This window comes from Rathayibacter sp. AY1B8 (assembly GCF_002932775.1).
GTDB lineage: Bacteria > Actinomycetota > Actinomycetes > Actinomycetales > Microbacteriaceae > Rathayibacter.
Genome location: NZ_PSWJ01000010.1, coordinates 88020 through 100053, shown reverse-complemented (window position 1 = coordinate 100053; position 12034 = coordinate 88020). Strand labels below are relative to the sequence as shown.

The following is a 12034-nucleotide window of genomic DNA, read 5'->3' as shown; positions in this document are numbered from 1 at the left end:
ATCGCAGGACTTTCTCGAGTGGCCGGCGGGGGCCGGAAGAGGGGGTACTCGATGCTCGCACGGCGGACGCACGAGTGCGACCGGAACGGGGGCCCTCCGTCTGGGGGACGCGCGGGAGCTGAGGTCCTCCGCGGGTCAGAGCGCTGGGAGAGGCCGCCTGAGAGCGTCCAGCCGCTTCCGCCAGGCGTCCAGGCGGCCCGGCTCCGCGGCGAGCGCCGGTCCGTCCGCCCAGGCGGTCGCCAGCCGCAGACCGTGCAGGGCGTTGGCCGTCCAGACCTCACGGCCCTCGAGCGACTCCGGCTCGGCCGGGGCCTCGATCACGTCCACGCCGAGCGCGCCGGCGAGCACCGAGACGGTGCGAGCCGTCACGCTGCGCACGCGGGTGCTCGTCGCCGGAGGGACGACCAGCGCGTCGCCCAGCCACCACAGGATCGCGCTGCTCGCTCCGTCGATGACGGCGCCCTCGGCGTCGAGCAGCACGGCCTCGTCCGCTCCCGCGGCGTGCGCGCGCGTCCGCAGGAGGGCGAGACGTGCGATGTCCGGCCCCTTCCAGGACGGTGTCCGGCGCGGATCCACGGGGCTCGTCCACAGCACCACGGAGCGGGTCGTCGGCGGGGCGGATCGCAGCCGGAGCCGCAGGGCGCCTCCCGAGAGCTCGACGCGGGGGAAGGAGCGGCCCTCGCGGGGCAGGGCGGCGATCGCGGCGTGGAGGAACGGCTCGACGTCCGGGTGCCCGCCCGCCGAGGCGACGGAGGCGGCGAACCGCTCGCGGTGCAGGTCGAGCCCGCGGACGCGTCCCTCGTCCACCAGCCAGGAGTCGGCCGCGTCCAGGGAGGTGCCGGGCGGCTCGGGAACGCTCGTCAGGGCCCGCCCGTCCCACTCCCGAACCTGCTCGCCGTCCACGACCGCCTACGCTAGCCCAGTGGTCTCGGAGGATCGGCACGTCCGCTCGGTCGAGCTGCCCTGGGTCGATCCGGAGCTCGCGCACCACGCCCTGTTCGCCACGGCCGAGGCGTCGTTCTGGCTCGACTCGGGCCTCGGAGCGACGAGCGGCCGCTCCTACCTCGGGGCGTGCGCCCGCGAGGACGTGCTCCTCGTCGAGGCCGGCGGCGACGTGGCGGCGGCGCTCGCCGCGGTCGACGACGAGGCCCCCGCGGGCGACCGCGCGCTCGGCCGCTACGGCTGGATCTCCTACGAGGCGGGAGCCGCCTCCGTCTCCCTGCCCTCGGCGCCGACCGGCCCCGCGGATCCGCCGGCCCTCGCCCTGCTCCGGGGCGACCCCGTGCTCGAGTTCGACCACGGCACCCGGACCGTCCGCCTGGTCGCCACGGGAGACGCGCAGGAGCTCACCGTGCGCCTGCTCGAGCTCGTCGGCGCGCTCGCACCCGCGGACCCCGCGGATCCCGAGCCCGCCGGCGTCCCGGTCCGCCGTCACTCCGCCGCCGAGTACACGGCGCTGATCGGCCGCTGCCAGGAGGCCATCCGCGCGGGGGACGCCTACCAGCTCTGCCTCACCGACGAGATCGTCGTCGAGGGCCGGTTCGATCCGGTCGAGGCGTACCGTCGCCTCCGCCGCTCCAGCCCGAGCCATCACGGCGGGCTGATCCGCCTCGGCCCGCTCGCGCTCGTCAGCGCCTCGCCCGAGCGGTTCCTCACCGGCGGGGCCGATGGACGCGTCGCCACGCATCCCATCAAGGGCACGCGCCCCCGGGGCCGGGACGCCGACGAGGACCGCGCGCTCCGGGTCGAGCTCGTGTCGAGCGTGAAGGAGCGGGCCGAGAACGTGATGATCGTGGACCTCGTCCGCAACGACCTCGCCCGGATCGCCGCCCCCGGCTCCGTCGTCGTCGACCGCCTGCTCGAGGTGGAGAGCTACCCGCACGTCCACCAGCTGGTCAGCGAGGTCTCGGCCCGCCGCGCGCCGGGCGTCGGGATCGCCCAGCTGATCGCAGCCCTCTTCCCGGCCGGCTCGATGACGGGAGCGCCCAAGCGCCGGGCGGTGGAGCTGCTGCGGGAGTGGGAGGGCGGTCCCCGCGGCGTCTACTCCGGCGCCTTCGGCCGCCTGGGCTCGGACGGCTCGCTGGACCTCGCGATGACCATCCGCACCCTCGTGCTCGACGGCGAGCGCGCCCGCCTGGGGACCGGCGGCGGCATCACCGCGCTCTCGGTGCCGGAGGAGGAGGTCGAGGAGACGCGGCTGAAGGCGCGGGCGCTCCTCGCGGTGCTGGGCGCCGCCGAGGAGTGAGCGGGCGCCGCGTTCGTCTGCCGTGCGCGCGGGGCCAGTAGGGTTGATGGTCGAACGCAGCCGCCCACGCGTGCGCGTTCTCCCCCTCCTTCAGAAGTGAGAAGCACCTGTGGCAGAAGACACCTCCCGGCAGACCGGCGCGAGCGACGAGGAGCGCTACGACTTCCGAGCGCTCCAGGAGAAGTGGCTCCCGATCTGGGAGGAGACGCGCCCGTTCGCGACGGACGACCCCGAGGACAAGCGCCCCCGCAAGTACGTGCTCGACATGTTCCCGTACCCCTCGGGCGACCTGCACATGGGCCACGCCGAGGCGTACGCGCTCGGAGACGTGATCGCGCGCTACTGGCGCCAGCAGGGCTTCAACGTCCTCCACCCGATCGGCTGGGACAGCTTCGGCCTGCCCGCCGAGAACGCCGCGATCAAGCGCGGGCTGAACCCGGTCACCTGGACCTACGACAACATCGAGCAGCAGAAGCGCTCGATGAAGCGCTACGCCGCGTCCTTCGACTGGGACCGCGTGCTGCACACCTCCGACCCCGAGTACTACAAGTGGAACCAGTGGCTGTTCCTCAAGATGTACGAGAAGGGCCTCGCCTACCGCAAGGACAGCTGGGTCAACTGGGACCCGGTGGACCAGACGGTCCTGGCGAACGAGCAGGTCCTGGCGGACGGCACCTCCGAGCGCTCCGGCGCGGTCGTGGTCAAGAAGAAGCTCACGCAGTGGTACTTCAAGATCACCGACTACGCCGACCGCCTGCTCGACGACCTGAACCAGCTCGAGGGGTCCTGGCCGTCGAAGGTCATCGCCATGCAGCGCAACTGGATCGGCCGCTCCATCGGCGCCGACGTCGAGTTCGAGATCGAGGGCCGCGACGAGCGCGTCACCGTCTTCACCACGCGCCCCGACACGCTCTACGGGGCGACCTTCATGGTCGTCGCGCCCGACTCCGACCTCGCCTCCGAGCTGGTCGAGGGCTCCGAGCCCGCGATCCGCGACGCGTTCCGCAGCTACCTCGAGACGGTGCAGAAGTCGAGCGAGATCGAGCGCCTGACCGCCGACCGCCCCAAGACCGGCGTGTTCCTCGGCCGCTACGCGGTGAACCCCGTGAACGGCGAGCGGCTGCCGATCTGGGCCGCCGACTACGTCCTCTCCGACTACGGCCACGGAGCCGTCATGGCCGTGCCTGCGCACGACCAGCGCGACCTCGACTTCGCCCGCGCCTTCGACCTGCCCGTGCGCGTGGTCGTCGACACCAACGCCTCCGTCACCGGGGCGATCCCGGTCATCCCGGAGGACCCGGAGGAGCTGGCCGCGCTCGAGAAGGAGTACTCGCTCGACCCCGCCACGACCGGCGAGGCGCTGACCGGCGACGGCCGCCTGATCAACTCCGGGCCGCTCGACGGGCTCTCCAAGCGCACCGCCATCGAGCGCGTCATCAGGATGCTCGAGGAGCGCGGCCGCGGCCGCTCGGCCAAGAACTACCGCCTGCGCGACTGGCTGATCTCGCGTCAGCGCTACTGGGGCACCCCCATCCCGATCATCCACGGAGCCGACGGCGAGCTCGTGCCGGTGCCCGAGGACCAGCTGCCCGTCGTCCTGCCCTCCACCGACGGCCTCGACCTGCAGCCGAAGGGCTCGTCGCCGCTCGGAGCGGCGGAGGACTGGGTGAACGTGCCGCACCCGGTGGACGGCTCGCCCGCGCGCCGCGACCCGGACACGATGGACACCTTCGTCGACTCCTCGTGGTACTTCCTCCGCTTCCTCTCGCCGAAGGACGACACGCAGGCCTTCGATCCGAAGCTCGCCGAGAAGTGGGCGCCCGTCGACCAGTACGTCGGAGGCGTGACGCACGCGATCCTGCACCTGCTGTACGCGCGCTTCATCACCAAGGTGCTGTTCGACCTGGGCTACGTGTCGTTCACGGAGCCCTTCACGGCGCTGCTCAACCAGGGCATGGTGCAGATGGACGGCGCGGCGATGTCGAAGTCGAAGGGCAACATCGTCCGCCTCTCGGACCAGCTGGACGAGTTCGGCGTCGACGCCGTGCGCCTGACGATGGCGTTCGCCGGCCCGCCCGAGGACGACATCGACTGGGCCGACGTCTCGCCCGGCGGCAGCGCGAAGTTCCTCGCCCGCGCCTGGCGCCTGGCGAAGGACGTCACCTCGAGGCCCGACGTCGAGTGGAAGTCGGGCGACGCGGCTCTGCGCCGCCAGACCCACCGCTTCCTCGCGGAGTCCCCGTCGCTGATCGAGGCGTTCAAGTTCAACGTCGTGGTCGCGCGGCTGATGGAGCTCGTCAACGCGACCCGCAAGGTCGTCGACTCGGGTGCCGGGGCCGGGGACCCCGCGGTCCGCGAGGCGGTCGAGGTGGTCGCGATGGCTCTCAACCTGTTCGCGCCGTACACGGCCGAGGACATGTGGCACCGTCTGGGCTACGAGGGCACCGTCGCGCACGCGCTGTGGCGCAAGGCCGACCCGTCGCTGCTGGTCGAGGAGAAGGTCACGGCGATCCTGCAGGTCGACGGCAAGGTCCGCGACCGGCTCGAGGTCTCGCCGAAGATCTCCTCCGACGAGCTCGAGGAGAAGGCGCGGGCCACGGCCGGCGTCGCCCGGGCTCTCGTCGGCCGCGAGGTCGTGAAGGCGATCGTGCGGGCGCCGCGCCTGGTGAACCTGGTGACGAAGGCGGTCTAGCCGCCGATCCGTCCCGACGGGGCTCCTCCTCTCGCAGGAGGGGCCCCGTCGTCCGTCCTGCGCCGGTGCTGCTCTCTCCTCCACAGGGAGGCGATCCGGCGGGCTGTCCCCGGATCGGTGTCGGCGGCCGCTCCGGGCGGTGACGCGGGTCCTACCGTCGGCGGATGCCAGAGACCAGCGGGACGGACGACGAGCAGTTGACGGCGCTGCTGCGGCCCCGCCGCGCCCGCCCGCGCTGGCGCGTGGGAGTGGGAGCGGCGGTCGTGCTCGTCATCGGCGCCGCGGTGGTCGCGGTGCTGCTCGCGGGAGCGCGGTCGAGCGGTCATGAGCGGGTCCTGGAGCCCGCCGTGTCGACGAGCGCGCCCGCTGCTGCGGCGGTCGAGTCGCTGTACGTTCACGTGGCCGGCGAGGTCGCCTCTCCGGGGCTGTACGTCCTGTCGCCGGAGGCGCGGGTGGCGGACGCGGTCGCCGCCGCCGGAGGGTTCCAGGAGTCGGCGGAGCGCGCGGCGGTCAACCTGGCCCGGAGGCTCGTGGACGGCGAGCAGATCGTCGTGCCGGCCGTGGGAGCGGCGCCGGCCGCGGCGGGAGCGGCTCCGGGCGGGGCCGCTCCAGGAGGAGCCTCCGCCGCCGGATCCGTGCTGAGCCTGAGCACGGCGACGGCGGCCCAGCTGGAGGAGCTGCCCGAGATCGGCCCGGCGACCGCGAAGAAGATCGTCGCCCACCGGGAGGCGAACGGCCCGTTCTCCTCCGTCGACCAGCTGCTCGAGGTCCCCGGGATCGGCGAGAAGACGCTCGCCGCGTTCCGCGACCAGGTCGCGCCGTGAGGAGCGTGCGGGCGGCGGACCTGCGGCTCCTGCCGGCAGCGGTGGCCGCCTGGACCACCGCGTGGGCGGCCGGGATGCTGCCGGTCGCGGCAGTGCTCGACGGGGGCCTCTCGTGGTGCGCCGCGGGCTGGGTGCTGCTCGGGGCGGCGTGCGTCCTGCTCCGGCGCGGCCTCGGCGGGCGGCTGGTCGGAGCGGTGCTCGTCGGGGGCGCGGGTGCCGCCCTCGCCCTCACCTCCGTCGTCGCCGCGGCGCCCGGTGACCACCCGGCGTCGCTGCGGGAGGCACAGGAGGATCGCGCCCTCACCCCGGTCACCGTGCGCGTCGACACGGGTGCCCGACCGCTCGCGACCGGGGGAGTGTGGTTCGACGCGACGGCGCTGCGGGTGGGAGACGCGTCGACCGCGGCCCCCGTCCGCGTGCTGCTCGCCGATCCCGGCGGTCGGCTGCCGGTGGGCGCCGAGCTCGACCTGGAGGCGCGTGCTGCGGCGCAGGAGGCGCCCGTCGGCGAGGCGACGATGCTGAGGGCGGCGTCCGTTCAGGACCGGCGCGGTCCCGGGGGAGCGGCGGCCGTCGCGGAGGTGCTGCGCTCGCGCTTCCTCGAACGCGCGGCGCTGGTCGGCGGCGACGTGGCGGGGCTCCTGCCGGGCCTCGCGACCGGCGACACGTCCGCGCTCGACGCGGGGCTCGAGGAGGCGATGCGCACCGCGTCGCTCACCCACCTGACCGCCGTCTCGGGCGCCAACTGCGCCGTGGTGGTGGTCGCCGGCTGGACGATCGCGGCGCTCCTCGGCGCCGGGCGCCGCCTCCGGACCGTCGCCGCCCTCGCCCTGCTCGCCGGCTTCGTGGTGCTGGTGACCCCCGAGCCGAGCGTGGTGCGGGCCGCCGTGATGGCGACGGTGGTCCTCCTCGCGCGGCTCGGGCGTCGCTCCGGAGCGGCCGTGCCCGCCCTGCTCGCGACCGTCGTCGTGCTCGTGGCCGCCGACCCCTCGATCGCGGGGAGGCTCGGCTTCGTGCTGTCCGTCCTCGCCACCGCCGGACTCCTGCTGCTCGCCGAGCCGATCGCGGGCGCTCTCGGTCGAGTGCTGCCCCGGCCTCTCGCCCTGCTGCTCGCGGTGCCGACCGCGGCGCAGCTCGCCTGCCAGCCCGTGCTGCTGCTCGTGGACCCGTCGGTGCCGGTGTACGGAGTGCTCGCCAACCTGCTCGCCGAGCCCGCGGCACCCGCCGCGACCGGGCTCGGGCTCATCGGCTGCCTGCTCGCCCCCTGGTGGCCCGGAGCCGCCGACGCTGCGATCCGGCTCGCCGCCGTCCCCGCCTGGTGGATCGCCTCGATCGCCCGCGCCGTCGACTCGTGGCCCGCCCCGAGGATCGCCTGGTGGCCCGGAGTAGGAGGAGCGCTCACGCTCACCGTGCTGACCCTGCTCGCCCTCGTGCTGGTCACGCAGTCGCCGCGGCTCGCGCGGGTGCGCCGGGTCGCCGCCGTCGGGCTGGCGTGCGCGATCGCCGCCGCCGGCGGCACCACCGTCGCCACGCCGCTCCTCCGCGCCGCCTCGGTTCCCGAGGACTGGCGTGTCGCGATGTGCGACGTCGGGCAGGGCGACGCGGTCCTCCTCCGCGGAGACGCGGGCGTGCTGCTCGTCGACACGGGGCCCGAGCCCGCACCGCTCGAGGCCTGCCTCCGCCTGATGGGAGTGGACCGGATCCCGCTGCTGGTGCTCACTCACTACGACCTCGACCACGTCGGCGGGCTCCAGGCCGTCCTCGGACGGACCGACGCCGCGCTCGTCGGGCCCGCCGCGGGCCGCGACGACGAGCGCGACCGGGCGGCGCTCACCGGCGCGGGGGTCGCCGTGCAGGAGGCGGTCCGCGGCGACAGCGGCGCGCTCGGCTCGCTGCGCTGGCGGGTCGAGTGGCCGGAGCGGCGGAGCGCGCTGCGGGGGAACGAGGCGAGCGTGACCCTCCGGGTCGACATCGGCCCGGACGCCCGCGGCGGCCCGCTCTCCGTCGCGCTCCTGGGCGACCTCGGCGAGCAGGAGCAGGGACGCGTCTCCCGGCTGCCGGTCGGCCGGGTCGACGTCGTCAAGGTCGCGCATCACGGCTCCGCCGACCAGTCGCCCGCCCTCTACGACGCGCTCGGCGCGAGCGTCGGGCTGATCTCCGTCGGGGCGGAGAACGACTACGGACATCCGAATCCGTCGCTCCTCGCTCTGCTGGCCGAGCGCGGGGTCGAGGCGCTGAGGTCGGATGTCGAGGGTACGGTCGTGCTCGCGTCCCGCAGCGACGGGATCGCGGTCTGGGTGAGCGGCGCGACGGCTCCCGCGGCGGCCTCGGGGCGCCGTGAGCGGGCCGTAGGGTGGAGGGCGCTCGGACGGGCGCGGCACGGAAGGACACGGCATGGCAGGCAGGGCCCCGGCGCGCGCGAAGGCAGCGCCCTCGAAGGCGGCGATCCCGCAGCTCGCCTGGAACCAGACCCGGCCGGCGCCGATCGTGCTGATCACCGGCCCGGAGCAGTTCCTCGCCGACCGCGCGCTGCGCTTCCTCCGTGAGTTCCTCCGGGCCGAGGATCCGAGCCTCGAGGTCAGCGACATCGACGCCGGCGGCTACGCGCCGGGGGAGCTGCTGACGCTCGCGAGCCCGTCCCTCTTCGACGAGCCCCGCCTCATCCGCGTCTCGAACGTCGAGAAGTGCACGGACGCGTTCCTCCTCGAGACCCTCGACTACCTCTCGGCGCCCGCGGACGGGGCGACCCTGGTGCTCCGCCACGGCGGCGGCAACCGGGGCAAGAAGCTCCTCGACGCCATCCGCTCGGGCACGGGCGGCGGCATCGAGATCGTCTGCGCCGAGCTCAAGCGCGAGAGCGACAAGGTCGACTTCGCGATCGCCGAGTTCCGCACCGCCGGCCGCACGGCGACCACCGGTGCCGTCCGAGCCCTGGTGTCTGCCTTCTCCGACGACCTCGACGAGCTCGCGTCGGCGTGCCAGCAGCTGCTGTCCGACGTCACCGGCGAGATCACCGAGGCGACCGTGGCGAAGTACTACGGCGGCCGCGTCGAGACCACGGCCTTCACCGTCGCCGACTCCGCGATCGCGGGCCGTCACGGCGAGGCGCTGCTCGGGCTCCGCCACGCCCTCGCCTCCGGCGCCGACCCGGTACCGATCGTCGCCGCGTTCGCGAGCAAGCTGCGGACCATGGCGAAGGTCGCCGGCTCGCGCGAGGGCTCGGGCCAGGTCGCCTCGCGTCTGGGCCTCGCTCCGTGGCAGGTGGACCGGGCCCGGCGCGACCTGCAGGGCTGGACCGGCGAGGGCCTCGGCACCGCGATCCTGACGGTCGCCGACGCCGACGCCAACGTGAAGGGCGCCACCCGCGACCCCGTCTACGCCCTCGAGCGCATGGTCTCCGTCGTCTCCGCCCGGGGCGTCTGACCCGCCCGAAAGGCCCTGCGCCCGCGATCCGCACCGACCTCGTCCCCGGCGTGTCTCGATACGCCGCTCCGCGGCAACTCGACCAGCAGTGAGGGGATCACCTCCCCTCGCAGGGTCGCACCGCGGCCGACGAAGAGTCGGACGACGACCCCACAGGGTCACCGGTGATCCGCGTGTCAGCGGATCGTCGTACCCGGAACGGAACCCGCTCCTCCCACCGCGACCACCCCTGGAAGCCGACTGCGCGACGGGCGACGAGGCACGAGGAGCCCGTCGAGATCGGTGCGGGTCACCGGCGATCCGCGAGTCAGCGGATCGTCGTACCCCGAAACGCTCTCCGCTCCTCCCCCCGCGACCCTCCGCGGTAGCCGACCGGGCCGCAGCCGATCGAGAGCCGGACGATGCCCTCGCAGGGTCACCGGCGATCCGCGTGTCAGCGGATCGACGTACCCGGAACGGAACCCGCTCCTCCCACCGCAACCAAGCGCGGAAGCCGACTGCGCGACGGGCGACGAGGCACGAGGAGCCCGTCGACCGCGAAGCGGAAACGACGAAGGGCCCGGCCAGAGGCCGGACCCTTCGTCGTTTCCGCTTCGCGCAGTATTACAGCGCGGCGACCTGCTTCGCGATGGCCGACTTGCGGTTCGCGGCCTGGTTCTTGTGGATGACGCCCTTGCTGGCGGCCTTGTCGAGCTTCTTGGCGGCGAAGGCGAGGGCGGTGCCGGCCTTCTCGGTGTCGCCGGCGGCGATGGCGGTGTGGACCGAGCGGATGGCGGTCTTCAGCTCGCTCTTGACGGCCTTGTTGCGCTCGTTCGCCTTCTTGTTGGTGAGGTTGCGCTTGATCTGCGACTTGATGTTTGCCACGTGGATTACCTTCTTCTCGGATGTGCGTGTGTGCAGCCGGCTACTCGACGGAGTGCCCCTTCCGCGGGCGTCTGAACGCCCTGCGGTGCGACTGGAGGTCGCCGGCTTCTGATCACTCCACGCCTGCCGGGTGTCCGGAGGGGGAGCGCAAGCCAACAAGGAACTTTAGCGCACCCGTCGTCACCCTTCAACCGCGCCGCGCCCGCGGGTGCGGCGCCGTCCGGGTCGGGGCCGCCGGGGCGACACGCCGGGGGAGGCGGACCGCCGTGGCGTCTCGCGGTCCGGGCCCGCCGGTAACGTGACGCCGGTGCCCCGTCTCGCCGATCACCTCTCCGCGGTGCCGCCCTCGGGCATCCGCCACCTGTTCGAGATCGCACTGCGGCTCGACGGAGTGACGCTCCTCGCGGTGGGCGAGCCCGACGTGCCGACCGCGCCGCACATCATCGAGGCGGCCCGAGCGGCGTGGGCGGCCGACGACACCCGCTACGGGCCCAACGGCGGCGTGCCCGAGCTCCGGCGGGCCATCGTGGAGAAGCTGGCGCGCGACAACGGCATCGAGGCGGACGTCGAGCAGGTGTGGGTGACCGTCGGCGCCACGCAGGCGCTGCACCAGGCGATGACGCTCCTGCTCGGGCCCGGCGACGAGGTGCTCATCCCCGACCCGGGCTACACCGTCTTCACGACCAATGCGCGGACCATCGGCGCCGTGCCCGTGCCGTACACGCTGCGCGCTGAGAACGCCTTCCTCCCCGATCCCGAGGAGGTCGAGCGCCTGATCACGGACCGGACCCGCGTCCTGATCGTCAACAGCCCGTCCAACCCGCTCGGCGTGGTGTTCCCGAGGGAGGTCCTCGAGCGCCTGCTCGACATCGCCCGGCGCCACGACCTGTGGGTGCTCAGCGACGAGGTCTACGAGTACTTCACCTACGGGCGCCCGCACGTGAGCCTCGCGGCGATCGCGCAGGAGCGCGGGGACGACGCCGACCGCGTCCTCAGCGTCTTCTCCTTCTCGAAGACCTACGCGATGACCGGCGTCCGCGTCGGCTACCTCGTGACGCCTCCCGGCTTCACGTCGATCATGGTCACGGTGCAGGAGGCGGCGATCAGCTGCGTCGCCACTCCGGACCAGCGCGCCGCCCTCGCCGCTCTGACCGGGCCGCAGGACGCGGTGGCCGCCGCCTCCGACCACTACCTCGCCAACCTGCGGCTCGCGACGGGCGTGCTCGACGAGCGGGGGATCGCCTACCGCGAGCCCGAGGGCGCGTTCTACCTGTGGATCGACATGGCGCACGCGACCGGCGGGGACGTCGCCTCCTGGGTCGAGTCGTTCCTCCTCGAGACCCTCGTCGCCGTCGCTCCCGGCAGCGCCTTCGGCCGCACCGGCGAGGGCTGGATCCGCGTCTGCCTCGCCGCTGACCCCGCCGCGCTGGAGCACGGGCTGCGCGCTCTCCCGGCCCCGGTGCGCGGATGAGCGCCGCCGAGGTGCTGGTCCGGCGCGTCCGGGCCCAGGAGTACGACGAGGTCTCGCGCCTGCGGCTCGCCGCCTACGCCCACGACTACGAGCTGGGGGAGGAGTACGCCGCCGACGTCGCCGCGGTCGCCCGGCACGACGTCGAGGGCGAGGTCTGGGTCGCCGTCGAGGGCGACGGGCGGATCCTCGCGACGGTCACCACTGCGCGCCCGGGCGCGAACTTGTACGAGCTCGGCCGCCCCGGCGAGCTGGACTGGCGGCTGCTCGCCGTCGCCCCGGAGGCACGCGGGCGGGGTCTCGGGCGGCTGCTCACCGAGTTCGTCGTGATGCTCGCCGCCGAGCGGGGCCTCCAGCGGGTCGTGATGAACAGCGGCACGCTGATGACCACCGCGCACGCCCTCTACGAGAGCATGGGCTTCGTCCGCCTCGGCGAGCGGGAGAACCCGCCCGGCGTCGAGCCCACCCGCACCTACGGACTCGATCTGTAGCCGCCGGTCCCGGCCTCCGCCGCCGGGCAT

The 12034-nt window shown here is 74.0% G+C and carries 9 protein-coding genes; 7 read left to right on the top strand and 2 right to left on the bottom strand.

Translation table 11 applies throughout. The features are described from left to right. Nucleotides 1–135: 135 nt before the first annotated feature. Nucleotides 136–903, bottom strand: a complete 768-nt coding sequence (locus C5C63_RS08540) for an aminotransferase class IV (RefSeq protein ID WP_258065417.1) — start codon at nucleotides 901–903, stop codon at nucleotides 136–138. Between the two features lie 19 nt (nucleotides 904–922). Between C5C63_RS08540 and pabB the strand changes: the two genes are divergently transcribed. From pabB to holA, 5 genes are all read left to right on the top strand, one after another. Further along, on the top strand, nucleotides 923–2245 hold the full coding sequence (gene pabB, locus C5C63_RS08535) for an aminodeoxychorismate synthase component I (protein WP_104325855.1): 1323 nt from the start codon (nucleotides 923–925) through the stop codon (nucleotides 2243–2245). A gap of 109 nt (nucleotides 2246–2354) precedes the next feature. After that, complete coding sequence (leuS, locus tag C5C63_RS08530) at nucleotides 2355–4937, top strand: leucine--tRNA ligase (RefSeq protein ID WP_104234466.1); 2583 nt, start codon at nucleotides 2355–2357, stop codon at nucleotides 4935–4937. A gap of 164 nt (nucleotides 4938–5101) precedes the next feature. Then, nucleotides 5102–5761 carry a ComEA family DNA-binding protein gene (locus C5C63_RS08525; RefSeq protein WP_104255142.1) on the top strand — a complete coding sequence of 220 codons (660 nt, stop codon included), beginning with the start codon at nucleotides 5102–5104 and terminating at the stop codon, nucleotides 5759–5761. After that, nucleotides 5758–8304 (top strand): ComEC/Rec2 family competence protein, encoded by a 2547-nt coding sequence (locus C5C63_RS08520; protein ID WP_146076986.1) that lies wholly within the window; start codon nucleotides 5758–5760, stop codon nucleotides 8302–8304. The genes C5C63_RS08525 and C5C63_RS08520 overlap by 4 nt, the downstream gene beginning before the upstream one ends. Beyond that, nucleotides 8204–9181 carry a DNA polymerase III subunit delta gene (gene holA / locus C5C63_RS17385; protein ID WP_244229664.1) on the top strand — a complete coding sequence of 326 codons (978 nt, stop codon included), beginning with the start codon at nucleotides 8204–8206 and terminating at the stop codon, nucleotides 9179–9181. The genes C5C63_RS08520 and holA overlap by 101 nt, the downstream gene beginning before the upstream one ends. Nucleotides 9182–9784: 603 nt before the next feature. On the opposite strand, the gene rpsT is transcribed toward holA, so the two are convergent. Further along, a complete protein-coding gene (gene rpsT / locus C5C63_RS08510; RefSeq protein ID WP_097165711.1) occupies nucleotides 9785–10045 on the bottom strand; it encodes a 30S ribosomal protein S20 in 261 nt (86 codons plus the stop codon). Between the two features lie 307 nt (nucleotides 10046–10352). Between rpsT and C5C63_RS08505 the strand changes: the two genes are divergently transcribed. Further along, the gene (locus C5C63_RS08505; protein ID WP_104248213.1) at nucleotides 10353–11516 is read left to right on the top strand and encodes a pyridoxal phosphate-dependent aminotransferase; all 1164 of its coding nucleotides are present in this window, start codon (nucleotides 10353–10355) and stop codon (nucleotides 11514–11516) included. Then, nucleotides 11513–12004, top strand: coding sequence for a GNAT family N-acetyltransferase (locus tag C5C63_RS08500; protein ID WP_104223126.1), 492 nt, complete (start codon nucleotides 11513–11515; stop codon nucleotides 12002–12004). Before C5C63_RS08505 ends, C5C63_RS08500 begins: the two co-directional genes overlap by 4 nt. The last annotated feature ends 30 nt before the right edge of the window (nucleotides 12005–12034 follow it).